Origin of the sequence: Enterobacter sp. 03-F-07-AD-ECC (assembly GCF_047530935.1) — a bacterium.
In the GTDB taxonomy this organism is placed as follows: Bacteria; Pseudomonadota; Gammaproteobacteria; order Enterobacterales; family Enterobacteriaceae; genus Enterobacter; species Enterobacter cloacae.
Genome location: NZ_JBLKBZ010000006.1, coordinates 1 through 24111, shown reverse-complemented (window position 1 = coordinate 24111; position 24111 = coordinate 1). Strand labels below are relative to the sequence as shown.

The 24111-nt window shown below is 50.9% G+C and carries 24 protein-coding genes and 1 pseudogene; 8 read left to right on the top strand and 17 right to left on the bottom strand.

The window, feature by feature from the left end:
* Positions 1–228 precede the first annotated feature (228 nt).
* Positions 229–1338, top strand: a complete 1110-nt coding sequence (gene ompC / locus ACMWKA_RS11210) for a porin OmpC (RefSeq protein WP_013096462.1) — start codon at positions 229–231, stop codon at positions 1336–1338.
* A 334-nt stretch (positions 1339–1672) separates the two neighbouring features.
* Here the strand turns inward: ompC and ACMWKA_RS11205 are convergent, their stop codons facing one another.
* From ACMWKA_RS11205 to msbA, 6 genes are all read right to left on the bottom strand, one after another.
* The gene (locus ACMWKA_RS11205; RefSeq protein ID WP_223232805.1) at positions 1673–1750 is read right to left on the bottom strand and encodes a hypothetical protein; all 78 of its coding nucleotides are present in this window, start codon (positions 1748–1750) and stop codon (positions 1673–1675) included.
* A 65-nt stretch (positions 1751–1815) separates the two neighbouring features.
* The gene (locus tag ACMWKA_RS11200) at positions 1816–2241 is read right to left on the bottom strand and encodes a GFA family protein (RefSeq protein WP_028028030.1); all 426 of its coding nucleotides are present in this window, start codon (positions 2239–2241) and stop codon (positions 1816–1818) included.
* A gap of 3 nt (positions 2242–2244) precedes the next feature.
* Positions 2245–2442: a hypothetical protein gene (locus tag ACMWKA_RS11195; protein WP_013096459.1), complete on the bottom strand. Its 198-nt coding sequence runs from the start codon at positions 2440–2442 to the stop codon at positions 2245–2247.
* Between the two features lie 39 nt (positions 2443–2481).
* Positions 2482–2931: a hypothetical protein gene (locus ACMWKA_RS11190; protein WP_414760220.1), complete on the bottom strand. Its 450-nt coding sequence runs from the start codon at positions 2929–2931 to the stop codon at positions 2482–2484.
* A 98-nt stretch (positions 2932–3029) separates the two neighbouring features.
* Positions 3030–3416 carry a DUF1294 domain-containing protein gene (locus ACMWKA_RS11185; RefSeq protein ID WP_414760219.1) on the bottom strand — a complete coding sequence of 129 codons (387 nt, stop codon included), beginning with the start codon at positions 3414–3416 and terminating at the stop codon, positions 3030–3032.
* Positions 3417–3503: 87 nt separating this feature from the next.
* A complete protein-coding gene (msbA, locus tag ACMWKA_RS11180) occupies positions 3504–5261 on the bottom strand; it encodes a lipid A ABC transporter ATP-binding protein/permease MsbA (RefSeq protein WP_414760218.1) in 1758 nt (585 codons plus the stop codon).
* Between the two features lie 1331 nt (positions 5262–6592).
* Between msbA and ACMWKA_RS11175 the strand changes: the two genes are divergently transcribed.
* From ACMWKA_RS11175 to ttcA, 3 genes and pseudogenes are all read left to right on the top strand, one after another.
* Entirely contained in the window at positions 6593–6811 is a 219-nt protein-coding gene (locus tag ACMWKA_RS11175) for a YgdI/YgdR family lipoprotein (protein WP_032618552.1), read from the top strand.
* A 93-nt stretch (positions 6812–6904) separates the two neighbouring features.
* Positions 6905–7151, top strand: a pseudogene (locus tag ACMWKA_RS11170) (site-specific integrase); the annotation flags it as partial.
* Between the two features lie 37 nt (positions 7152–7188).
* Complete coding sequence (gene ttcA, locus ACMWKA_RS11165; RefSeq protein WP_013096454.1) at positions 7189–8124, top strand: tRNA 2-thiocytidine(32) synthetase TtcA; 936 nt, start codon at positions 7189–7191, stop codon at positions 8122–8124.
* A 46-nt stretch (positions 8125–8170) separates the two neighbouring features.
* Here the strand turns inward: ttcA and dbpA are convergent, their stop codons facing one another.
* The 4 genes from dbpA to ACMWKA_RS11145 all read right to left on the bottom strand — a co-directional run bounded on the left by dbpA (position 8171) and on the right by ACMWKA_RS11145 (position 12287).
* Positions 8171–9544 (bottom strand): ATP-dependent RNA helicase DbpA, encoded by a 1374-nt coding sequence (dbpA, locus tag ACMWKA_RS11160; protein ID WP_414760217.1) that lies wholly within the window; start codon positions 9542–9544, stop codon positions 8171–8173.
* Between the two features lie 27 nt (positions 9545–9571).
* Entirely contained in the window at positions 9572–9736 is a 165-nt protein-coding gene (locus ACMWKA_RS11155) for a hypothetical protein (protein WP_283841960.1), read from the bottom strand.
* Between the two features lie 292 nt (positions 9737–10028).
* Positions 10029–11012, bottom strand: a complete 984-nt coding sequence (gene zntB / locus ACMWKA_RS11150; protein ID WP_047023108.1) for a zinc transporter ZntB — start codon at positions 11010–11012, stop codon at positions 10029–10031.
* Between the two features lie 120 nt (positions 11013–11132).
* Positions 11133–12287 (bottom strand): methyl-accepting chemotaxis protein, encoded by a 1155-nt coding sequence (locus tag ACMWKA_RS11145; protein WP_414760216.1) that lies wholly within the window; start codon positions 12285–12287, stop codon positions 11133–11135.
* A gap of 456 nt (positions 12288–12743) precedes the next feature.
* On the opposite strand from ACMWKA_RS11145, the gene ACMWKA_RS11140 reads away from it, so the two are divergent.
* From ACMWKA_RS11140 to ACMWKA_RS11125, 4 genes are all read left to right on the top strand, one after another.
* Positions 12744–14882: a putative bifunctional diguanylate cyclase/phosphodiesterase gene (locus tag ACMWKA_RS11140; protein ID WP_414760215.1), complete on the top strand. Its 2139-nt coding sequence runs from the start codon at positions 12744–12746 to the stop codon at positions 14880–14882.
* Between the two features lie 83 nt (positions 14883–14965).
* Positions 14966–16198 (top strand): sensor domain-containing diguanylate cyclase, encoded by a 1233-nt coding sequence (locus ACMWKA_RS11135; protein WP_248089952.1) that lies wholly within the window; start codon positions 14966–14968, stop codon positions 16196–16198.
* Complete coding sequence (locus ACMWKA_RS11130; protein ID WP_020689199.1) at positions 16195–16413, top strand: Ecr family regulatory small membrane protein; 219 nt, start codon at positions 16195–16197, stop codon at positions 16411–16413. The genes ACMWKA_RS11135 and ACMWKA_RS11130 overlap by 4 nt, the downstream gene beginning before the upstream one ends.
* Positions 16414–16630: 217 nt before the next feature.
* Positions 16631–17194: a DJ-1/PfpI family protein gene (locus tag ACMWKA_RS11125; protein ID WP_414760214.1), complete on the top strand. Its 564-nt coding sequence runs from the start codon at positions 16631–16633 to the stop codon at positions 17192–17194.
* 34 nt (positions 17195–17228) lie between these two features.
* Here the strand turns inward: ACMWKA_RS11125 and ACMWKA_RS11120 are convergent, their stop codons facing one another.
* The 7 genes from ACMWKA_RS11120 to ACMWKA_RS11090 form a co-directional block, all read right to left on the bottom strand.
* On the bottom strand, positions 17229–17708 hold the full coding sequence (locus tag ACMWKA_RS11120; protein ID WP_129327297.1) for a hypothetical protein: 480 nt from the start codon (positions 17706–17708) through the stop codon (positions 17229–17231).
* Between the two features lie 119 nt (positions 17709–17827).
* Positions 17828–19144, bottom strand: a complete 1317-nt coding sequence (locus ACMWKA_RS11115) for a VasL domain-containing protein (RefSeq protein WP_414760213.1) — start codon at positions 19142–19144, stop codon at positions 17828–17830.
* A gap of 23 nt (positions 19145–19167) precedes the next feature.
* The gene (gene tssE / locus ACMWKA_RS11110) at positions 19168–19623 is read right to left on the bottom strand and encodes a type VI secretion system baseplate subunit TssE (RefSeq protein WP_038419559.1); all 456 of its coding nucleotides are present in this window, start codon (positions 19621–19623) and stop codon (positions 19168–19170) included.
* Positions 19623–20168 (bottom strand): type VI secretion system lipoprotein TssJ, encoded by a 546-nt coding sequence (gene tssJ, locus ACMWKA_RS11105; protein ID WP_040023737.1) that lies wholly within the window; start codon positions 20166–20168, stop codon positions 19623–19625. The genes tssE and tssJ overlap by 1 nt, the downstream gene beginning before the upstream one ends.
* Positions 20146–21231 (bottom strand): type VI secretion system baseplate subunit TssG, encoded by a 1086-nt coding sequence (gene tssG / locus ACMWKA_RS11100; protein ID WP_335262428.1) that lies wholly within the window; start codon positions 21229–21231, stop codon positions 20146–20148. Before tssG ends, tssJ begins: the two co-directional genes overlap by 23 nt.
* Positions 21195–22949, bottom strand: coding sequence for a type VI secretion system baseplate subunit TssF (gene tssF, locus ACMWKA_RS11095; RefSeq protein WP_414760212.1), 1755 nt, complete (start codon positions 22947–22949; stop codon positions 21195–21197). The genes tssG and tssF overlap by 37 nt, the downstream gene beginning before the upstream one ends.
* 90 nt (positions 22950–23039) lie before the next feature.
* The gene (locus tag ACMWKA_RS11090; protein WP_127869327.1) at positions 23040–23291 is read right to left on the bottom strand and encodes a hypothetical protein; all 252 of its coding nucleotides are present in this window, start codon (positions 23289–23291) and stop codon (positions 23040–23042) included.
* Between the last annotated feature and the right edge of the window lie 820 nt (positions 23292–24111).

Below are 24111 nucleotides of genomic sequence, written 5' to 3'. Positions count from 1 at the left end.
ATTACCTGATTTACCGCATGATTAATAATTTTAATTTATTATGTTTTTCACTAAAACATTCATCAAACAAATTAACATTTCCGCAGAACAATTCCCTTTAGATTTTACTCACTTCGTAACAATTATAATTTATTACTCTTTCAGCGGAGTGATTTAGCATGTGACAACTCTCCGCAAAGGAAAGTTCAACAGGTAATTAAATAAAAACAACCGCAAAGGAATACCATAATGCAAAGAAAAGTACTGGCCCTGATGATTCCGGCTCTGTTAATGGCTGGCGCTGCGCATGCAGCAGAGATTTATAATAAGGATGGCAATAAATTAGATCTGTACGGAAAAGTAGATGGTTTGCACTACTTCTCTGATGACACGTCTAAAGACGGCGATCAGACCTATATGCGTTTGGGTTTCAAGGGCGAAACCCAGATCAACGACATGATGACCGGCTACGCACAGTGGGAATACAACATTCAGGCAAATAACACCGAAGGGTCTGACAACCAGTCCTGGACACGTCTGGCCTTCGCCGGTGTGAAAGTGGGTGACTACGGTTCCTTTGACTACGGCCGTAACTATGGCGTTCTGTACGACGTGGAAGGCTGGACCGATATGCTGCCAGAGTTCGGCGGCGACTCTTACACCTATGCCGATAACTTTATGACCGGTCGTGCCAATGGCGTAGCAACCTACCGCAACACCGATTTCTATGGCCTGGTGCCGGGTCTGAACTTTGCTCTGCAGTATCAGGGTAATAACGAAGATGCCAGCAATAACCAGGAAGGGACCAATAATGGTCGCGACACGCGTCATGAGAACGGTGACGGCTTCGGTATTTCTACCACCTATGATTTCGGTATGGGAATTTCAGCGGGGGCGGCCTATACCTCTTCTGACCGTACCAACGATCAGGTGAGAAATACAACCGCGGGCGGGGATAAAGCGGATGCCTGGACCGCGGGTCTGAAATATGATGCCAACAATATCTATCTGGCGGCCATGTATTCTGAAACCCGCAATATGACCCCTTACGGCGACAACGAAAGCGCCGTGGCGAATAAAACCCAGAACTTCGAAGTAACCGCACAATACCAGTTCGATTTTGGTCTGCGTCCGGCAATTTCCTACCTACAGTCGAAAGGTAAAGACCTGGGCAACGGTCAGGGCGATCAGGACCTGGTTAAATATGCCGACGTAGGCGCAACCTATTACTTCAACAAAAACATGTCCACCTATGTGGATTATAAAATCAACCTGCTGGATGAAGATGACAGCTTCTACAAAAACAACGGTATCGGTACCGATGATGTCGTTGCATTAGGCCTGGTTTACCAGTTCTGATGATCAGAGCCCGCAGCATCATGCGGGCTCACCTTTTTGAGGTTAGTCGCACAACAGCACGCTATCGCGAGATTGTTGAGGATAAGTTGAAAGACTGCGGGTTAGACTGCGCAGATATCCCCCTCATCATTAAGGATAACTGTGTTGTTTGGTCGTGTATCCCTTGCCCTACTGGCTCTTTTAGCGTGTTTGTGGATGGCGTTAATTTTCGATTTCCGCGATATTGTTGGGCACCTCGGCACGCTCTTAAATCATCTCGACAGGCATTAACAGTGAGCCTTTGAAAACAAAAAGCCACCAGCAGTGCCGGTGGCCGTGATACCCTTCGTGAATGCTATTTTTTCACGGGCTGAGGCTTTTTATCCCCTGATTCAGGCGCCTCACGTGGGTCGTCTTTTTCAACACTAAGCATAATGTCTCCTCTTTAAGATACCCACTTCCCACTATAGTCAGCGTTAGCACAATGTGGCCAGGCGGCTAGGACGCTTGTGTTGGCGCGCGTTTGCGAAAAGAGAGATAGCCAAAGACCCCACTTTCGCCATCCGCAGGATGGTTAACCCCATCCATCACCGTCACTTCCGGGAAATCGAACGGAGAGACGTTTTCAAAACAGGCGACATTTACACCGTATTCATTGGGATTAGAACGCCGCTGATGGAAGGTATAAATCCCGCAGACCGAGCAGAAGAAATGCCGGGCTGTACCGGTATTAAAGCGGTACTCCGTAAGTTTATCCTCGCCTTTGGTGACGGTAATACCGGTTAACGGTGCAGAGACCACAACCGCCCCTCTCATCCGACAAAAAGAACAGCTACAGCGACGGGCGGTATTTAACCCATCGGTTAACGCAACGGTAAATGCCACTGCACCACAATGGCATTGGGCATGACGGATTTCTGCCATCGTTTACACCCCTTTTCTTACCAGCTCAGCGGCCTTGACGAACACCTCATCCTCCACGCCGTCACCCTTTTGCCTGCCGAGTCTTAGCAGTTCATCAACAATGCTGTTACGATCGATCGGTTTCTGTGCCGAAACAAGCCCGATAACGGCAGCACCAATCGCCAGCCCAACTAACCCGGTTTGTTCATCTTTGTTCTTCATGTTCATGCTCCTGATACCACAAACAAGCGTAGCAGGATTTTAAAAACGCGGTGTCAGACCGTATTTCGGCGATTTGATATTTGCGGCCCAAATCTTGATATCGTTTTGCAGGAGAAGAGTGAAATCTGAATTCAGATGCGTCACCAGGGCATTGACGCTGGTTGCATCGACCACTGAAAAATGTTCAATTCTTTTCGACCCAACCTGAACACAGTAATAGCTGGCGGGCAGTACTTTACCATTCACATTAAGCGGCAGCGTATTTTTTCCGCATTGACCTTCGGTGATGTATGAAACCACCAGATTAGCGGATTTTTTCCCGGGCTGAGATACGCTCACCATTACCGGAAAACCTTCCGACGTCTGCGTCATGTCATAAAGAACGGCATTTTTTATATACCAGGTATTATATTCCCGCTCCTGAAACGTCGACCAGCCAGGCGCTGAATAAAACATCAGCGCTGCCAGCGTAATAGATTTTATTTTCATGAGATGCTGTCATCCGTGTTGTTGCACGTATTATTCAGAACGGACAAAAAACAGCAACCCACCAGGATTTGGCCTACTACTATTGGCAGTAATGATGCTCAATAGCGAACAACAAAACCAAAATGATACAGCGCCACCGTGGCCAAGATGCTCACGACCACAGACATCAAAAACCAGGTTTTGAAAGGCTGCTTTTGCGTTTTATGGCGAAAGATCTGTTGACCCAGAATGGCGCCGGGCCACCCGCCCACAACGCCGAAGACCAGTAAGGTTACTTCCGGTATCCTGCGTATTCCTTTCCGTGCTGCCATTTTATCGGCGCCGTAAATAACCATAGTCAGGACGTTAATGAGCAGGAACCATATGGCTACGGGCCAGGCGGAAAAGAGACTGCCGATAGCAGTACAGAGTAGCAGGAAAAAACAAAATTTATTCAATGTGTTAGGTCCAATCACAGGATATGTAAGCGTATTCAGAGAAGGCATTATACGGTATCTTGCGCATGAATCAGGTTTGGGTGACATTACGGGATACCCCGCTTTTGCAAGCGGGGTAAAAAGCGTGAATGTGACTTAACTGTTTGACGCACCGAATTGCATTTTGTGAAGCTGTGCGTACACCCCATTGTGCGTCAGCAATTCCGCATGGCTTCCGCGTTCAACGATAACACCATCTTCAACAACAATGATTTCGTCTGCTTTTTCGATAGTCGACAGACGATGCGCAATCACCAGTGATGTACGGTTTTTTTGCAGTTCCTCGAGCGCAGACTGTATAGCGCGTTCCGATTCCGTATCCAGGGCTGACGTTGCTTCATCAAGGATGAGTATTGGACTGTCCCGCAACAGTGCGCGTGCAATAGCGATACGTTGCCGTTGCCCACCAGAAAGCAGTACCCCGTTTTCACCGATGATGGTATCAAGACCGTTATCCATCTTGTTGATAAAGTCCATCGCATTTGCCATACGCGCGGCATTCTCGATCTGGTCACGGGTGTACTGCTCCGTACGGCCGTAGGCGATGTTGTTGGCAACCGTGTCGTTGAACAGGTGGACATTTTGCGAAACCAGCGCCACCTGGTTACGAAGCGACTGAAGGGTATATTCTCGCAGGTCGTGGCCGTCCAGCAGAATTTCACCTTCATCAATATCATAAAATCGCGTCATCAGGCTGGCGATGGTTGATTTACCCGAGCCGGAACGTCCGACAAGGGCTACGGTCTTACCGGCAGGTATGTTCAGGCTGATATTGCGTAGCGCTGGGGCCTCACGTCCCGGATAGGTAAACGTCACATTGCGAAATGCAACGTCCGCTTTAGCGCGTTCAAGTACGCACTGACCTTCATCTTTTTCCTGTTCGGAATCAAGAATAGTGAACAGCGTCTGGCAAGCGGCCATCCCGCGCTGGAACTGTGCGTTCACATTGGTCAGGGATTTAAGAGGCCGCATCAATGCAATCATCGATGTGAAAACGACGCTAATCGTTCCCGCCGTCAGGGTCGCCATAACACTCGGGAAGCTGGCAGCATAAAGAACAAACGCGAGTGCCAGGGAGGCAATAAGCTGAATAACAGGATCGGAGATTGACGATGCGGACATCATTTTCATTCCCTGCAAACGCATCTTATTGCTGACCTTATCAAAGCGTTTTGTTTCAACGTCCTGACCGCCGAAAATTAATACTTCTTTATGGCCTTTAAGCATCTGCTCAGCACTCGCCGTGACCTGCCCCATCGTATTCTGCATGCTTTTACTGATAGTGCGAAAGCGTTTGGACACCATACGAATAGTCACGGATATAACAGGTGCCAGTACAATCAGGATGATTGAAAGCTGCCAGCTATAGTAGAACATCATGGCGAACAAGCCGATGATTGACGCACCCTCACGGATGACCGTTATCAGCGTACCTGATGACGAAGATGCGACTTGTTCGGAATCATAGGTAATACGCGACAGCAACGTCCCGGTTGACTGTTTGTCAAAAAACGACACAGGCATGCCCATCAAATGGCGGAACAATTTCCGGCGCACATCCATCACCACTTTGCCCGAGACCCAGGAGACACAATAGCTGGAGATAAAACTGGTAATACCGCGTAGCGTCATCAATCCGATAACCACAACCGGCATCCATAACATGACAGAGCGGTCCATTTTGCCCACGCCATCATCCATTAACGGCTTTAGCAAAGACAGCATAAAAGGATCGCAGGCGGCATTTATCATTAATGCTAATGCCGCAACCAATAGTCCTTTCTTAAAAGGCGATATTATAGGCCAAAGACGGCGAAACGTGAGCCAGGTGGAAAGGTCTTTGTCAGTTTGCATACGGGAGCCTTAATAATGAGAGCCGTTGAGCATAACGTACAGTTTTAAAGGAACCACTGCACAACGGTATTAAGGGTATGTTGTGTTACTTCAACGAATATCTAACCACTCGCGAAAAATATTTTTTTGCTCTGTCATGTTCATTATGCTTATTTTATTTTTAACTTCATTTCACCCTGTTATCCAACCATCTATTAACATATCCCACACCAGAAAGAAATGAATAAAACAGAAGCAGATAAATCTTAATGTTTACTGATTGCACTTTCTTTTACCGCATATAAATTTTCGCTTTGTGCATGTTGATCATTTGTTATATTTACGACTAAAAATAGCCACACTGTATATACATGCTCCAGTTAAAAGACTGACAATCAGTAGCATTTTCAACCTGACGCACGTGAAACACTTCTCCTGCCGTATCTTTTATGCATGCTTCCTTCATTGACGTAAAAAGATGAAGATACAAGACACAACCCGCCAGGAAGCACCCAACTAAAAGACATACTTTTAAAACAGCCATCACCGTTTCCCTCCTGCTTTGTACGGGGAAAACAGCTTAATAGCTTGAAGATGAATAGACTCTCAACACAGTGCAGTTTAAGTGGCTATTTGTGCAGGTCACGTTAAAACTACGTATCAGCATGCAGGACCCCATCGTGAGGTCCTGGGTTGTTCTCTACTACTTATGAAATCGCTGCGCTATGCAGCCTGAAGATGATAAGCAGAAATCAATAACGCCTGATCGTGGTGACCGGCGCTCTGTCTGTCCAGTCGGGACGTTCACCAGCCATGATCGCCCGTTGCTGAGACGGTGTTACAGATTGCGTTATATCAGGCATTAGCTTATAAACCGGTTTTTCCGCAGGAGTGATAACCACATCAGAACTACACCCTGAGCACAATAAAATCATAAAACCAAAAGTACTTAACTTAAACACTTTCAACCCTTCCTGTGGGATATCATCTTAAGGGAATCGTTCGCCAGTGATTGTCTAATCCTAGCTGCCAGCACGTCAGTAAAGTCGCATGCGAGCTTCACATTCCCATACGCTAAAACGCAAGATAATAAGCAGCGATACAAGTTAAATCAATACTGATGCGAATGAAGAGCAACGTGAAATAGTCATAAAGGATTACATCTAAAAAAAGACGGATTTCAAAAAGAAGCACAAGATTAAACGCCACATATACGGGTACGCTGTGGCCGTTTATTGCTCTTTTTTTCTTTAAATGGAAATTCCCTTTCGTTGACGAAGCGTTGCAATTCACTGTTGTTAAATAATGCTGTATTAAAACGATTGTAACTATAAAGTTAATTAGAGGTTAATATGAAGGGTGGTATTTTTGCATTTTTGGCATTAGGTGTCGCGTTAGCAATAACAGGGTGCTCAAGTGATTATGTTATATCGACCAAAGATGGACATATGATGACCACACATGGAAAACCAGAGCGAGATAAAGACACCGGTTTAATTTCATACAAAGATGCAGATGGCAGCATTCATCAGATCCATCAATCGGATGTGAAAGAGATTGTAGAAAAGTAACCACCTGATCTGTCCTTCCGTTTTACTGGCTCCGCCATTTTATTGAGCGGAGCTTGCCTGCCCTTACCCACCGTATGTTATCTGTTTTAACGACCACGTCTCGCTGATGGCGAACAGAAAGCCGATTACGTTTTACCGCAAGTCGGCACAAGATCCTTCATCGCTGTAAAACGTGCTGGTATTCGCCGCCGGAATCCGTACCATACGCGACATACTTTTGCCCGCTGGCATTGACTGCCGGCGTTAACCCATCTTTCATAGCCAGACAGTTGCGGCATAGAATGCGTGGAAAATGAATGGCGAACAGGTGCTGATGCTTAACGATAAGCTGGCACGCTGAAAACTTTTGCCCCTGCTGGCTCCGAAGGTAGCAATAAATGCAAGACAATCAATCAAATACAAAGAAAGAACAATACAACCTCAACAAGCTGCAGAAGCGGCTGCGCCGTAATGTGGGCGAAGCCATTGCAGACTTCAATATGATTGAAGAAGGCGACCGCATCATGGTTTGCCTGTCAGGGGGTAAAGACAGCTACACCATGCTGGAGATCCTGCGTAATCTTCAGCAGAGCGCGCCGGTGAAATTCTCCCTGGTGGCCGTAAACCTTGACCAGAAACAGCCGGGTTTCCCTGAGCATATCCTGCCGGAATATCTCGATAAGCTGGGTGTTGAGTACAAAATCGTCGAAGAAAATACCTACGGTATCGTAAAAGAGAAGATCCCGGAGGGTAAAACCACCTGCTCTCTCTGCTCTCGTCTGCGTCGTGGCATTCTGTACCGGACCGCGACGGAGCTGGGCGCCACCAAAATTGCGCTGGGTCATCACCGCGACGATATCCTGCAAACGCTGTTCCTGAACATGTTCTACGGCGGGAAGATGAAAGGCATGCCGCCTAAGCTGATGAGCGATGACGGCAAACATATTGTCATCCGCCCTCTCGCCTATTGCCGCGAGAAGGACATTGAACGCTTCTCCCAGGCGAAAGCTTTCCCGATTATCCCATGTAACCTGTGTGGATCTCAGCCGAACCTGCAGCGCCAGGTCATTGGTGACATGCTGCGTGACTGGGATAAACGTTATCCAGGGCGCATCGAAACCATGTTCAGCGCAATGCAGAACGTGGTGCCTTCTCACCTTGCGGATGTTGAGCTGTTTGACTTCAAAGGCATCAACCATGATTCAGAAGTGGTGAATGGCGGCGATCTGGCGTTTGACCGGGAAGAGATCCCCATGCAGCCTGCAGGCTGGCAGCCGGAAGAGGATGATAATCAGTTTGACGAGCTGCGCCTGAACGTACTTGAAGTGAAATAATCCTGTCGCGTCTCAGAGTCCGTCTGAGACGCGTTTTTTCTGCCGCTTATTTCAGCAATCTGACCCGGCAGGTTTTGCCTTTAATTTTCCCGTTTTGCAGCTGCTTCCATGCCTTATGCGCAACCGCCTGGCGGATTGCCACATATACGTGTGCCGGATGAACGGTAATCTTGCCGATATGGGCGCCATCCAGTCCCATGTCCCCTGTCAGTGCGCCTAATACGTCGCCTGGACGCATCTTGGCTTTTTTGCCGCCATCAATGCACAGCGTCGCCATTTCGGCTTCGAGTGGCACAGCGCGACCGTTCCCCGGGGTGTTCACCCAGTTAAGCTTTATCTGCAGCATTTCAGACAAGATATTGGCGCGCTGCGCCTCTTCCGGCGCGCAGAAGCTAATGGCCAGCCCGCTGTTTCCGGCACGTGCGGTACGCCCAATGCGGTGAACGTGTACTTCTGGATCCCAGGCCAGCTCGTAGTTAACAACCAGCTCCAGCGATTTAATGTCCAGCCCACGTGCGGCGACATCAGTTGCAACCAGCACACGGGCGCTGCCGTTCGCGAAGCGAACCAGTGTCTGGTCACGATCGCGCTGTTCCAGATCGCCATGCAATGACAGCGCGCTTTGCCCGGCGGCATTCAGGGCATCACACACCGCCTGGCAATCTTTTTTGGTATTACAAAACACCACGCAGGAGGCGGGCTGGTGCTGGCTCAGCAATTTCTGCAGAAGCGGGATTTTGCCCTGCTGCGAGGTTTCAAAGAACTGCTGCTCGATGGCAGGCAGCGCATCCACGCTGTCGATTTCAATTGTCAGCGGATTTTTTTGTACACGACCGCTGATTGCAGCGATAGCGGCAGGCCAGGTCGCAGAGAATAACAATGTCTGACGATCTTCCGGCGCGAAGCGGATCACTTCGTCGATCGCGTCGCTGAAGCCCATGTCCAGCATACGGTCCGCTTCATCCATCACCAGCGTTTGCAGGGCATCCAGTGAAACGGTACCTTTTTGCAGATGATCCAGCAGACGGCCAGGTGTCGCGACAATAATATGAGGCGCATGCTGGAGCGAATCACGCTGCGCCCCGAACGGCTGTCCGCCGCAGAGGGTTAAGATCTTGGTGTTGGGCAGGAAGCGCGCCAGACGACGCAACTCACCCGCGACCTGGTCAGCCAGTTCGCGGGTCGGGCACAGAACCAGAGACTGGGTCTGGAACAGAGTGGCATCAATATGCTGTAACAGTCCAAGACCGAACGCTGCCGTTTTCCCACTGCCGGTTTTTGCCTGTACGCGAACATCGCGCCCCTCAAGAATGGCGGGTAATGCGGCCGCCTGAACAGGCGTCATCGTGAGGTATCCCAACTCGTTGAGGTTATCGAGTTGGGCGGCAGGCAGAACATTCAGGGTAGAAAAAGCGGTCACAATAGTCTCTCGTGGTCATCTTTGCGGTCAGATGGCGCGTATCCTCGCAGATCTCGGGGTTCGATGCGACAATTTAATCGGTTCTTCATCGGGCGGCGGGTCGGGCATAGGCTGCGGACGCGGAATGGGATCGGGCATGGGCGTTGGGTCGGTCGGGACCGGATCGGACTGCCGTGAATGCAGCCGTTGCAGCGCGTGTAGATGGTTCATCTTTCCCTCCAGTTTTTTGGATTGACCCTTTTAGGGTAGACCCTGAGAAACGGGAGGCAAAAAAAAGCCGACTATTAAAGTCGGCGTCGTACGAATCAATTGTGCTATGCAGTAATTCAAAAAAGGAAGTAAGACAATATGGAGCGCAACGCCCATCGCTTGACGTTGCATTCACCTGCGGGAGTAATAATGCACCTTACACGGTTTCTGTTTATTGACTTTGCTCAATTAAAAGAGCGTTTTGATCCGCGCAAAAGGTGGAAAAAGCGTAAATTTACAACCATTTACTACGATGCAACCACCATGCAACACCGCCAATCAAAGCAGCTAACATGACGCAAAACGCGGTAAAGCCGTAGCGATAAGCACCGCCGGGAATGCCGCCCAGGTTTACGCCAAACAGACCGGTCAGAAAGGTACTGGGTAAAAAGACCATTGCCATCAGCGACATCGTGTAGGTTCTTCTGGCCAGCGACTCCTGCATCACCTGTGCTATCTCATCGGCCATTACTGCGGTTCTGGCAATACAGGAATCAATTTCATCCAGCCCGCGCCCCAGCCTGTCAGCAATGTCCTGCATTCTACGGCGCTGGTCATCATTCATCCAGCTGAGACGCTCGCTGGCCAGACGGGCATATACATCACGTTGTGGCGTCATGTAGCGACGCATCACAATCAGTTGCTTGCGCAGTAACGCCAGGAAACCGCGTGGCGGTATCTGCTGATCGAGCAGGTTATCTTCCAGATCGATAATTTTATCGTGCAACTCTTCGATAAACTCGCTCGCGTGATCGGTAAGCGCATCGCAGACATCCACCAGCCAGCTGCCGCAGTCGGTCGGCCCGGTGCCCTCTTTCAGATCGTTTACCACGTCATCCAGCGCCAGCACTTTACGCTGGCGAGTGGAAACGATAAGCCCATCATCCATATAGACGCGCATCGCCACCAGCTGATCGGGACGTTCATCCGTGCTGCCGTTAATACAGCGAAGCGTGATCAACGTACCGTCACCCATCCGGCTCACGCGTGGCCGCAGGCTTTCCCCTGCCAGCGCATCACGCACGTTGTTTGGCAATAAAGGGGTGGATGCCAGCCAGTCAGCGCTGTCCGGATGGGTATAGTTCAGGTGTAACCAGCAGGGATGCGCGTGATCGATCACGTCGTTGTCTTCCAGCGGCCGGGCACCGCCTTTACCGTCAAACACCCACGCAAACACTGCGTCAGGAACGTTCAGTTCAGACCCTTTTATGCTCTCCACAACGCCTCCACCTTTTAGCTTTTCGTTGTCAGTCTAGCTTTCGGCAGAGGTTACGCAACCACTATGTTCCGCATGGCGCTGAAATCGCTCGGGAATTGTACGGGTAACGGCGGTGTCCCTTCAGGCGGAATGTCCTTGTCGCTGCGGGAACGCCAGCGGAACAACCGGTGCAGTTAACGAACTATCAGCCGCGTATCCCCCGTCGAGCCGGAAATTGCGTGTCCGTGACTGCAGTTCGATAACCTGATTGCGCAGCACGTCGGAGGATCCGTTAAGTTCCTCCGCCATCGCCACATTGCTTTGCGTAACCCTTTCCAGCTCTGATAATGCCAGCGTGATCTGTGAAATTCCCTTCTCCTGCTCGGATGTGGAACTGGAAATTTCATCCATCAGACGGCTGACATTGCCGGAGCCAGCCACAATCTCATGCATGTTTTTTTCCGCTTCTGACACTACCGTCACGCCCTGTGTAACGTTATTGCTGGTGACTTCAATCAGCGTTTTGATGTTCTTCGCCGCTTCCGCGCTGCGGTGTGCCAGATTTCGCACCTCCTCCGCGACCACAGAGAAGCCTTTTCCGTGGTCTCCCGCCCTTGCCGCCTCAACGGCCGCGTTAAGCGCAAGGATATTGGTCTGGAAGGCAATGCCGTCGATCATCGAGATGATTTCCGTCATTTGCTGTGCGCATTCGGTGATCGATTGCATATTGTGAGCAACCTGCCCCATCAGCTCGCCCCCCTTACGCGCCTGAAGCGTTGCCTGATTGGCCTGTTCACTGGCGAGTCGGGTGTTATCAGCATTGTTTTTGGTGCTCGCAGCCATCTGCTCCATGCTGGCTGCGGTTTGCACCAGCGAAGCCGATTGCTGCTCCGTTTTCACTGATAGCTGCGCGCTGCGTGCTGAGAGTTGATCCGATAAGGTCATGGCGGTTTGTGACGACGCCCTGATTTCCCGGACCAGCGTTGCAATATTGCCCGAAAGGCTGTTAATCCCGGGAATTAAACGCCCTGCGCAGTTGTTGCCAAACTCGGGGATTGTCACGCCAAGATTCCCTGCCGTGACTTCTTCAATACTTTTTTTCACAGTATTGATCGGTGTCACAAGATATTGGGTCATGTAAATCCAGAGTAAAAAAAGAGCAGTCACATTTATCACATTGAGCGTTATTAAGAGTGACGATGCGCCGGTAAATAGAAAGACGACAGCTGCGTTTAGCAAAAAAAGAGACAAAAGGAAATAGACAATGAAGGTTCTGACACTAATATTTTTTAGCATGATTATTCCCACAACTTAATATTTTGGTCGGCATTAAGGTTTATAGCATCCGTACTGGCGTTTGTCCTCACGAATAGCGGTGCTTTGTCGTTTCGCAGTTAGCAACCTGCAATTTAACTTAAGTGAGATAAAAAAAGCGTATTGTGGGAAATATTGTGCCATGGATACTGTGATACTGGTCTGACACGAACTTAAGCGATACCATCACCTGCGGCTAAGGGGATTAATCACCACCCTATTTTAGAGACTTTGTTGCAATTAACTGCCCTTGTTTAGCTGTGCTTAACAAGTTAGAACTGAGAATATATTTTATATTGCTTACAGTTTTGCGTTTTAATAGTGCGGGCCGTTTTACGTACCCTATAACTAATATTGTTTGAACTCGCCTGCACGCAGCCAGATAAAGATCTGTCCCGGTTGGCGAAATCAGTAACCCCTTTGGCGTGGGATTGCATAATGCTCAATGTATCGTGGGACCCAGTGTTAATAGCCATCTCTTATCTTGTGGCCTTTATCGCCTCGTTTGTGTCCCTGGAGAATGCCGGGAAAATCCCGCTTTCCAGCGGAAAGGCCGCTCTGTTCTGGCGTTTTGCCGGAGGGCTTACGCTGGGCGTCGGGATCTGGTCGATGCATTTCATTGGTATGTTAGCGATGAAAATGCCCATGATCATGAGCTACAACCTCTGGTTAACCCTCGCCTCAATGGGCGTCGCGGTGGTGGCGTCTATGCTGGCAATGAATATTGCCGTGACGGGCGCTCGCCTTTCGCCCTTCAGACTGCTTCTCTCAACCTTAATTCTGAGCGCAGGCGTGGTGTCAATGCACTATATCGGTATGGCCGCACTGATGCTGGACAGCCCCATCATCTGGGATCACCCCATCATCGGTTTATCCGTATTGATTGCCGTAATGGCCTCCGGTGCCGCGCTCTGGTTGGCCTTTCACCTGCGGCATCAGCGAAAAGGGATCTTTATCAATCGCATTCTCGCCGCTTTAATTCTGGGCGTTGCCATCTGTGCCATGCACTACACCGGCATGCGGGCCGCTCAGTTCAGTGATATGACTCATACCCTACCCGGCGGTATCAGCGAACTGGGATTATCGATAGGGGTGTCGGTCACCACGCTGTGCCTGCTCGGCATGATGTTGATTATCTCACTCATTGATTCCCACTGGCGTACCAACCGGCTCACGGACAACCTTCAGGCGCTCAATCGACAGCTTGAACTACAGGCACGGTTTGACGCCCTTACCGGCCTTGCCAATCGCCACCAGATGGATCTGCGCATGCAGGATTGCCTGCGCAGCGCGTTGCTTAGCAATAAACAATTTGGCGTGATCTTCCTCGACGTTGATCACTTTAAACAGGTTAATGACACCTGGGGACATAACGTCGGGGATGAGTTGTTAATCACCATTGCGCAGCGCATCACGGCGAGGCTTACACGTGAGATGACCCTGGCAAGATTGGGGGGCGATGCTTTTATTCTGCTGGTTCCAGAATGTGATGACGACAAACTCCAGTCCCTCCTCTCAACGCTGCTCGACGATTTGCGCCGCCCGCTTTCCGTATGCGGGCATACGCTGAGTACAACGCTCAGCGCAGGCGTCAGTCGTTATCCGCAGGATGGCGAAATGCTGCATGAGTTAAAGCTAAAAGCAGATGCGGCAATGCAGTACGTTAAAAAGCAAGGCCAAAACGACTGGGCGGTCTACCGGACAGAGATGTCGACGGCGATCCCGGCTAACCCCGGTTTTTTGCAGGAACTCACGCAGGCACTTGAGCGCGATCAGTTTGAGCTGTGGTATCAACCCACCTGGCACGCTGAAGAGAGAACTATCCACGGCTTTGAGGCGCTTCTTCGCTGGCGACATCCCGAACAAGGCGTGCTACTGCCGAATCTGTTTTTACCTTCGCTTGAACAGACGGGTTTAATTATTCCCGTGGGTAACTGGGCGATTGAGGCCGCATGCCGTCAGCTGCATTTCTGGACTGAACAAGGTTTTGCCCACTGGACGTTGTCTTTTAACTTATCCCCTGTTCAGTTTGAACAGCCGGATATCTTTCAAACCGTATCGTCTCTGTTGCAGAAATATAATCTTTCTCCTTCCCGGCTCATCCTTGAGGTCACGGAGAGCACTGCCCTTAAAAATCTCGACCGCAGTATCGAATTACTGAGTGCATTCAACCAGGCCGGGATCACCGTCTCTATTGATGATTTTGGCACCGGTTATTCTAATCTGCTTATGCTCAGCGTGCTTCCGGCAAAAGAGCTCAAAATCGACAAAAGCTTTGTGACGTCAATGCTGGAAAATGAGAAAAGCCGCAAGCTGGTGGAGACCATTATTAATATTGCCCGGACCATGGAGATGTATGTTGTTGCCGAAGGGATCGAAACAGAAGAGCAACGAGCGGTGTTAACAGAGCTCGGGTGTGATTATTTGCAGGGTTTTCTGTTCGCCAGACCTTTGCCTGCCGAACAGATCCCGTGGCTACTGCTGCAGATTAATTCACAGAAACAGATTATACCAATTGGTAAAATTCATTCGGAATCCGCTTTTGTTTCACAAAAAAATCATGCTACACAGGGTTAACTGGAGTATGGTTCAGAGGAGTCCACGCGAGTCGATTCCGTCGTGATCGTCAGGCATATTGTGCCGATGTACAGGAATTCCTTATGTCGCAAAATTATTTTGATGCGCTGAATGTCATTAAAACCCCCGTGTGGCTGATCTCCCCCGTTTCTGGCCATATTATTTTTGCGAATACGGCCGCGGTTCAGGTGATGGGGGATAAAACGGTGGATGATCTGCGAAAAGGCACTTTCTCAGCCAATGCGCAAGACGTGCTGTCGATGTATATCCCTGAGTTGAAAACGGACCAGGAGATTGTCGAGATCTGGACAGTCTGGCGCGACGGGCATGAAACCGCGTTGAGCTGTCGTCTTTCGCTGACCCACCATGCGCCGTACGGCGACATTATCGTTTTTGAAGGGATTTCACATCCGGCACCGACCGGGCTTAAAGCGAGCCGCTCCGCTACTTACCAGCGAAAAAAGCAAGGATTCTATGCTCGCTTTTTTCTGACAAACAGCGCCCCGATGTTGCTGATCGACCCTGCTCGCGACGGCCAAATTGTTGATGCCAATCTCGCCGCGCTTAATTTTTATGGCTATTCGCACGAGGAGATGTGCAGCAAGCATACCTGGGAGATCAACACTCTGGGGCGCGATGTGATCCCAGTGATGAGCGAAATCGCCGCTCTGCCGGGTGGGCATAAGCCACTCAACTTTGTGCACCGCCTTGCCGATGGATCAACCCGCCATGTTCAGACCTATGCCGGACCAATTGAGATCTACGGGGATAAACTGATGTTGTGCATTATCCATGACATCACCGAGCAAAAAAGGCTGGAGCTTGAGCTGGAACATGCCGCGTTACAGGATGCCATGACGGGCCTGCTCAACCGGCGACAGTTCTATATTATCGCTGAGCAAATGAATCTCACGCACCTTCCTCTACAGCAGCAATTCAGTTTACTGCTGGTGGATACCGATCACTTTAAGAATATCAACGACGTTTTTGGTCATCTGAAGGGGGATGAAGTGCTCATCGCACTTTCACGTACCCTGGAGGCCTGTAGCCGGAAAGAGGATTTCGTGTTCCGCTGGGGAGGCGAGGAGTTTGTCATTCTGCTGCCACGTACCTCTCTCGATACTGCAATGCAAATCGCCGAAACGATCCGGGCAGCGGTTGCCCGCATCTCGATCCCCGGCCTGCCGCGATTTACGGTCAGCATTGGCGTGGCGCGGCACAACCAGGATGAGAGTATCGACGATCTCTTTAAACGGGTAGATGACGCGCTTTATCGCGCCAAGAATGATGGCCGTAATAAAGTCCTGGCGGCATGAAACTGGTGTATCGGATAAAGCCCCGCTACAATGCCCATCTTGATGAAAAAGACTATGGGTGGGTATCGTCTGCAATGGGAAGAACAGAAATAATCCTCACCATAATTATTTTAATGCTTATTATTTTCGGATTCTGGTTTATCTTCAGTGGCGAGATCTGGTTAGTGGCGGAATATATTGAAAACAGCATTTACCCCACTTTCGACGCGCTGTAACGCACGTTTAATCCGTTGTTTCACCTACCGAAATTATCAGGTATCGGCCAACTCAACAGGCGCGTAAGATATGCGCCGTTATCCTCCATTATGTTGGTAACGAATTGCTAAATCACTTGCTTATTTTGCCCGTGCTCTGACGGGCTTTTTTATTTCCGACATTTGCGCTACACCAGGCTATATCTAAAACGTCGTTATCCATAAAAGTGAGAAAATGATGAGCAAGAAGATCCTGATGCTGGTGGGCGATTACGCCGAAGATTACGAAACCATGGTCCCTTTTCAGGCCTTACAGATGATTGGTCATCAGGTTGACGCCGTCTGCCCGGATAAAGCGAAGGGTGACTATGTCATGACCGCTATCCATGATTTCGACGGTGCTCAGACCTATAGCGAAAAACCGGGTCACCGTTTTATCCTCAATGCCGATTTTTCCGCCGTTAACGAGCAGGACTATGACGCCCTGCTGATCCCTGGCGGCAGAGCGCCTGAATACCTGCGGTTAAATGATGACGTATTGAAGCTGGTGCAGGCATTTGATGCCGCGCACAAACCGATTGCGGCCGTGTGCCATGGCCCACAGTTGCTGGCCGCCGCCGGGGTCTTAAAAGGACGAACCTGTAGCGCCTACCCGGCCTGTGCGCCTGAAGTGCGACTCAGCGGCGGCGAGTACGCCGATATCGGTATCGATCAGTCTCACGTTGACGGTAACCTGGTCACCGCGCCGGCCTGGCCTGCGCATCCGCAGTGGCTGGCGAAATTTGCGAAGTTGTTGGAATAGGCCTGCAAGGCAACCTGCTCTCTACATACGCTCTTCAAGCCAGACGATCGACCGCAACAAAAAAGCGTTCTTCCGTCAAAAGAGCGCGTTCTTTAATGCTCTGAAACTCGCGCCGGATAAACCAGCCCGCTTCCGGCGCCATGCTCAGATAAAACACCTCACGAAATCCCGGAGCTTCAACACGCATTCTTACACAACCCGTTTCTCCTGCACGAAAGAGCTGCTCTGGCACGATACTGACACTACGCTCGCCATTCTGCAGAAGGATAGTCGCTATCTCATAGCGGCAAATTCCGCTACTCAGGCTATAACCTAATGTGCTCAGATCATGAAGATACTGACGTGATAACGTGACTTCAATGCTGGTGCCCGCAAACCACTCAATGATTTGCTGCGCCAGCCCCTCTAACCGCTCGCAGAATTCAACGATTTCAGCCTCAACTGAGGTGTTACCTGACGTTGTGTTCTTGCTACTCTGTTGCACTTTTTTAAAGAAACGTTCTCTGGCTGACACGTTGTTGCCTCTGTTCATTTTCACACGGTTAAACCAGGATCTGCGCCCCCTGCGCTGACCGGCCATTTTTATCTTCCCGGATGCTCCCTCGCCTTCTTAAACGAGGGAACCCTTTGTAGCTATTCCGCCGTTTTTTGTTTCATCAGGGCATAACGGGCAATCAACTGCTGCAGATGCTGTTCTGTCTGGCTCTGCTGCGCGGCAGGCCACGGCTGGTTTTCAGGAAGATCTGCCAGCTGCCGCAGTTGTTCCTCTGCAGGCACGGCACTGTAAAATGCCTGCATCATGGTAAATACCGCTGATTTCAGCTCGCTGACCGTCATGTACTTACCCCGATGTTCATCAAGTGCGTTAAGCCGGTTCGCCAGTTGTTGCAATTGGGTCATTCCCTGATGCCAGCCAGCCAGATATGGCTGCGGAAGTGCAGCAACGTTAACCTGCTGCTGCCACTGTTGCGCCAGCGGTTTCGCCTCTTGCGGCCAAAGGATCAGCGCCTGCTGCATCAGGCTATCGCCGTAGCGCCATGCCCAGTCAGGTTTCAGTTCCCTAAGCTGTGCGAGCCGATTTTGCGTCTTGCTAAGCCCTGCCACGGGTGATAGTGACGCTTGTCGCAGCGCCTGCAACTGCGCTTTGGATAATTCGTCAGGTAAAGGCGCCAGAGTGGCATCGAGCTGTGTTTGAGCCGGGTCTGGTGTATGCATCGTCTGCCATCCCCATGCCACTGAGCTGGCAATCACCAGCATGGTCGCCATTCCGGCGACAAATGGCTTCCAGGGCTTCACCGGAGGCGGCGCGGTCATCACCTGCCTGTCCGGCAGCGGCTCCGGCTGCGCGACATAGACCCACCTGACGTGTTCTGCCGGGGTCGTAAAGCTGGCCGGGAGAACAGCACCGCCCGCCTCCTGCCCGCCGTCGCTGTTTTCCAGCCGTACCGCCGCGTTATGGACCTGGGTACGCAGGGCATCGAGCTGGCTGGCATGCCTCAGTTCAAGACGCTGCAATATGTCGCCCAGTGCGTTCAGGTGCTCTTCTGTCTGGTACAACTGGCTGAGGTCAATACAGGTCAGCGTGAGGGTGCGCATCGTCTGTTGTAACCGCCTGCTGAGCGCGCTGAGAATTTCCATACGCGCATGCACAGGCTGCGGCCAGATATTGTCCCACTGGCGGGAGAGGAGTGCGTCCAGTATTGCCAGTCCTTCGTTCATGCCGTACAGACCGGCCAGATGCGTTCGGACGAGCGTATACCAGGCCGCGGTCTGCAGTTCCACCCCGTTGTGCTCAAAAAGCGACAGACAGAGCTTTTCCGCCTGCGGCCAGTTGATGTCCGGTCGCGCCGGGTGGGTCAGTTTGTTCATTTCGTCACGCAGGGCGACGTAATCCGCAAGCGTACGCGGGTCGCCGCCGGTTTTGAGGTGGCGTTCGGATTGTGTCGTCATGATTGTTTCAGCCTGAATAAAAATCAGAGTGCGGCGCGGGTATCAAGATACTGCTGCTGTTTCAGGTGGCGGATTAACACCCTGCCCTCCGGCATAAATTCCGTACCGTAACGGACCAGACCGATGCCCTTCAGCTCCGCGTCGATGGCGTAGCGCAGTTCGCCGGGAATAGCCTGCTCAAGCAACACCACATCGATTCTCTTAAGCCGGGGCTCGTACTTAAGCAATACAGACGATAAGATCCCCATCAGTTCATGGGTCGTACCCGGCATCCCCTGCAGAATTTTGGTCATATCCGGCAGACCATAGTCCGGCAGGTGCGCCAGCGTACCGGCGCGGCAGTTGAGCACGCGCTGCATGTTATCAAGTACGGATAAAATCACCTGGTTCTGCTCACTGACCTGGTGCAGGCTCAGACCACCGGAAAAATTACCAGTCAGCATTTCATACAGCGATGGCGTGTTATGTCCCTGTGGCATCAGTCATCCTTTCGCGGTTGTAATGTCAGATGGTTATTCCCGGCTTCAAGAATGCGCGGTTTATCCGGATCGAGATCTTCACGTCTGAGCACCTGTTTCCAGGTGTTGTTAACCATATCCGGATGGCGGAACAGCCCGACCACCGCGACAAACTTCGCGCCTTCTTCCATCGGCATATCAAGGCTCACATCCCCGCCCGGCTTCACCACCACGTCACGGCTGGCCAGAAGGTCCGCTTTAAGAATGGTCTCCCCGTCCTTCAGCAGCTGCTGATAGACCGTTTTGTCGAAGATCTTGCGGTCTTTCAGTTGATACACGCGGACTACCACCGGCTCAGACAGCGAGTTACTTTCGCGGGAATCGGTGTTCAACGCTTCACGGGCGGTGAAATCCAGATGCAGTACCTTAATTTTTTTATAAAACACAGCGTTAAATGCCGATTTAGTGCCATCAGTGATACCCTGCGTCATCCCGCAGCCCGTGAGGCTGAACGCCAGCAGTGCAGGCAGCCAGCACGCGGGTTTAATCAAACTTGTACGTAACACGTCGGTTTCCTTGTTGTGGTGTTGCAGGTTGCAGGCCGGTGTAATAGCCCAGTTCCGTCGTAAAGGTTTGCGGGATATCATTTGCAAACGCTCCCTCCTCCGCCCCCAGTACGCCATTCATGCCGAGCCAGAAAGATCCTTCACCGAGCGGTGGCGCGGCCAGCAGGCGGGTCAGGGTTGTCAGGGTGATTTTTGCCTTAAAACGCCAGCCAAGGTAGACACGCAACATCACCAGGAAGTCCTGATACAGCAGACCGTCCGGTTTCCAGCCCTGTGATTCCTGTTCGTTATCGGTGGACAGTGCGATCAGCAGCTGGCTGCTGGCATCCATCGCTTCATCTCCAAGTGGCGTGTTGCCATCCAGTAGAAAATCGTCATCACCGTAAAAACCCAGTGGCTGACTGACCTCCACCGGACGCAGGCAGTACGGGCTGACCGTCACGGTGGTATCCGGTGCCAGCAGGCTCACCAGGGCCTGTATCCCCTCCTGGGTTTTCCCCGGTTGCTGAAGTACACCCAGCAGAGCCAGAAAACGGGATACCGGTGTGGCAATGTGGTTCGCGGTGCCGGGAATACCCAGCCCCACCAGGCCCAGCAGCGACTGCGAAATGCTGTCGGTCCCGCCGGGCTCAAAGGTGGCCGGGTAAGAGTACTTACGCCAGATGCGGTAAAACTGCGTCAGGATGCGGTGGCTGAAGATATCCAGAAACCCCTGCAGCGCGTCATGTCCTTCACGGCGCTGAGTGATGTCATCAAGATACGCCGTCGGCAAGGGGGAATCGACACCGTACATTCCCATGAAGGTCGCTCGAATAACCGGAGGTGTGTTGTCATCCTCTTCGTCATACTCAACGGCTTTCAGTTCGCTCGCCGGAAAGCCCATCCCGGGGTGCGGCGCAAAGCGCACCGGGTCATCACTAGGATGGCTGGTTGAGCCCATCAGCGGCCGGTCCGGATTCAGTTTCTCCAGCAACTGACAGAAACGATAAAAATTCATGCGGTGCAGGTCGGCTTCCAGCCGCGGGGTCAGCCGGGAATGCGGCGATTGTGCTTCTCTTCCCATTCCAGGCGCTCTCCTGTCGGTTGCAGAATGATAATCAGGCGGTTAAATAGATAAATGTCGGTATACAGCGCGAAGAAACGGCTCAGCATCTCGCCAAACAGGCAGATGTCGCCGCGCCCGGCAAAGCCGTGGCTGTCCAGCGTCACTTCAATCTGCACGCCACGAACCAGATAGCCCTGCTCAAAGCGCACGGTTTCACCGTGTTTCACGTCGAGGATGGCTTCCAGGCGGCGGCGGTTCATCTCGCTGTCGGTCCATTCATACAGCGCCAGGGTCCCGCGCAGCACATCGGCGTTATCCATCATCGACAGGAACCCGCTGCCAAGGTGACTCAGTACGCGCCAGTGAAAACGGTCCTGCGCCGGTGGATAACAAGGCAGCGTTGGCGCACACAGGTTGCGCACGGCAATATTAGCCGAAGTCGTTTTCATCACCGTATCAAGTACAGTGCTCTGCAGCGCACGCCGTGGCAGCTGGCCGTTGGTACCGGTGAGCGTCAGCGACAGGCTCTCATCTTCCGGCACCGTATGGTTATCAAACGCTTCACCGCCGAGGATGAGCCAGGTGTTATGCAACCCGGATGGCCCCCGGCGCACGCGGGTGTGGTAGTAATATTCCGGTGCTTCATGACGCATCATTCCGCCTTTGTGACGGAAGCTCGAAAATGGCACGTAGGTATGCTGGCTCGATGACATCACCGAATCCACGGTGTATATCTCGGTATGGCCATCCTGCACACGCATCGGGCGCAGCATGTATTCGGTTTGTAAGGAATTGAGCGTCAGTGGGTCAGATTCCAGCGGAAACAGGTTTATCACCGGCACGCAGTTCAGGCGCAGATGCTTTTCGGTAAAGCTGAAATCGTGCTCCCAGCGTTCTGCCAGCACCACATCGATTTCAAACCAGGGGAGTTCAGCCGGAAAGGCCACGCTCTCCAGTCCGCGCAGCCCCGTGAACATGAATTTCTCGCGAAAGGTGAAATACTCCAGCAGCAACTGGTAACCGCTGAAACTGCTGTCCCCTTTCGGCCACAGTCTGTCATCTTCACCAAACCCCAGTGCGGTGAAATACCCGTCCAGCGGTCTTCTGTTCGTGTCACCCGGCATCCGCAGCCAGAGGCGCGCAGTGTTCATGGTAAAGGCTTCATGCATGGCGCAGGCCAGTGGTGCGTCAGCATTGAAATAGAACGGGATCTGGCTGAGATCGACACAACTCCAGTCAGCCAGATGGCTGCAGCTGAAGCGCAGGCTGATGACCGAACGCCCGTCCGGATCAGTCGACAGGCGAGCATGCTCCAGTGCCAGTGGCTGTAGGGTTATCTCTTGAGTTGTGGTGTAGCGACAACGTGTGCCTTTTTCACCGATCGGTCGCGAGTTTACTTCGAAGCCTTTGTCAATATGCATCGGTTCTTTCATCTCACGCCAGTCGGGGGTGAACTCCACCACCGACATCGAGGGAATGGTGCGCAGGTAATGCGGCCACAGCAGGCTGACCAGCCCTTCGGTCAGTTCAGGCAGATCGTCATCAAGCTTCTCGCGAAGACGCCCCATGAGGAAGGCAAAGCCTTCAAAGAGACGTTCCACGTACGGGTCGCGCGCGCCCGCTTTATCAAGATTGAGCATTGCTGCCTGTTCAGGGTGAGCACGGGCAAATTCTTCGCCCGCTTCCAGCAGATAGCGCATTTCGGCGTCGTAATAACGCAGGGTTAAATCGTCCATAGATAACCAATATGATTGAGTGTCTTACTGTGTTCAGGAATAAAGCGAAGCCATGACAGCTTACAACTTAATGAAATGAGATATTACCGACTAACATTTTTTACTTAATCGTTTAAAAACCAGTAAAGATACGATATAAATAGCAAAGAATGCAATATTTGACGTACAAAAGAATAACCAAGCCATGTAATAGGTTTCGTCAACCAAATAATCCAGGCGTGTTCCAGTTAACGCAGGTTCATACGTGTATTTGACATCTATAAATGAAAGGGAAAGAACTGCTGTACTGACCAGTAAAAATAAAGCTACGGGTGCACAAATAAGCAACAGACGTTTATTCATTCTCAACTCCCCGGGACTGACTGGATATTGTGGGAGCATAACCGCTCGAACCTTTTCTGACGAACCCATGTTCTCCACATACTGATGGTGGTAGTACGTATTCGGTGGCTATTCCCGGCATCCATCCATCAGGGTGACCGGCGCATTTCACATAGCCTTTACTCTCAAGAGTCGAAGTATACGCACAGGAAAATATGACAACACTTACGATAAAAACGCCTGCCAGCCCAATAAATAGCCTGTTTGTTTTTTTACATTTAATAATAGCCTGTTTCTCTCCGTGTCGCATAGCCAAAAACCAGTATATATTGGAAGAGAAGAATTACCAGGACCATGAGCAAAGCGAAAATAGTTGGTGAAAATACAATGTCACTTACAAATCCAAATAATTCACTAAATGCATCATTTGCAAACCACAAAGAGCAAAAAAATGAAAAAAACAAATAACAAGGCTTCCAAAAACCCTGCGTTTCGCACTCATAAGTCAATTATCTAAGGAACCAGAACACCAATATATCCTTTAATGTATTCCTTTTATTTCAGATTCAACAACCTGTCACATCATCAATATGCCACGCCATAGAGATTCGCATCTACATATACGAACAGCAGTTACCAGGAGTGTTAACGACAGGTGATATATGAATAATGTGAGCAACCAGAACTAACAATCAAAAAAGAATAAAATATAAATCAGGAATATTTTCACTTTCAAAGTTACTCTCAATCCTTTCGAGCCTGCCTGTATAATAGCGCTATGCTTTTGATAGCTCAAAAGTAATCGCACACAATCTTTAATTCCTTAATCACATGTATATAT

Coding starts and splice junctions, on each gene's coding strand:
- ACMWKA_RS11200 (WP_028028030.1), bottom strand. CDS start 2,241: ATGGCAGAAATCCGTCATGCCCAATGCCATTGTGGTGCAGTGGCATTT.
- tssF (WP_414760212.1), bottom strand. CDS start 22,949: ATGGACGATTTAACCCTGCGTTATTACGACGCCGAAATGCGCTATCTG.
- ACMWKA_RS11125 (WP_414760214.1), top strand. CDS start 16,631: ATGAGCAAGAAGATCCTGATGCTGGTGGGCGATTACGCCGAAGATTAC.
- ACMWKA_RS11140 (WP_414760215.1), top strand. CDS start 12,744: ATGCTCAATGTATCGTGGGACCCAGTGTTAATAGCCATCTCTTATCTT.
- ACMWKA_RS11090 (WP_127869327.1), bottom strand. CDS start 23,291: ATGAATAAACGTCTGTTGCTTATTTGTGCACCCGTAGCTTTATTTTTA.
- ttcA (WP_013096454.1), top strand. CDS start 7,189: ATGCAAGACAATCAATCAAATACAAAGAAAGAACAATACAACCTCAAC.
- ACMWKA_RS11195 (WP_013096459.1), bottom strand. CDS start 2,442: ATGAAGAACAAAGATGAACAAACCGGGTTAGTTGGGCTGGCGATTGGT.
- ACMWKA_RS11115 (WP_414760213.1), bottom strand. CDS start 19,144: ATGACGACACAATCCGAACGCCACCTCAAAACCGGCGGCGACCCGCGT.
- ACMWKA_RS11190 (WP_414760220.1), bottom strand. CDS start 2,931: ATGAAAATAAAATCTATTACGCTGGCAGCGCTGATGTTTTATTCAGCG.
- tssE (WP_038419559.1), bottom strand. CDS start 19,623: ATGCCACAGGGACATAACACGCCATCGCTGTATGAAATGCTGACTGGT.
- ACMWKA_RS11130 (WP_020689199.1), top strand. CDS start 16,195: ATGAAACTGGTGTATCGGATAAAGCCCCGCTACAATGCCCATCTTGAT.
- ACMWKA_RS11185 (WP_414760219.1), bottom strand. CDS start 3,416: ATGCCTTCTCTGAATACGCTTACATATCCTGTGATTGGACCTAACACA.
- tssG (WP_335262428.1), bottom strand. CDS start 21,231: ATGGGAAGAGAAGCACAATCGCCGCATTCCCGGCTGACCCCGCGGCTG.
- ACMWKA_RS11135 (WP_248089952.1), top strand. CDS start 14,966: ATGTCGCAAAATTATTTTGATGCGCTGAATGTCATTAAAACCCCCGTG.
- ompC (WP_013096462.1), top strand. CDS start 229: ATGCAAAGAAAAGTACTGGCCCTGATGATTCCGGCTCTGTTAATGGCT.
- ACMWKA_RS11175 (WP_032618552.1), top strand. CDS start 6,593: ATGAAGGGTGGTATTTTTGCATTTTTGGCATTAGGTGTCGCGTTAGCA.
- ACMWKA_RS11145 (WP_414760216.1), bottom strand. CDS start 12,287: ATGCTAAAAAATATTAGTGTCAGAACCTTCATTGTCTATTTCCTTTTG.
- msbA (WP_414760218.1), bottom strand. CDS start 5,261: ATGCAAACTGACAAAGACCTTTCCACCTGGCTCACGTTTCGCCGTCTT.
- ACMWKA_RS11205 (WP_223232805.1), bottom strand. CDS start 1,750: ATGCTTAGTGTTGAAAAAGACGACCCACGTGAGGCGCCTGAATCAGGG.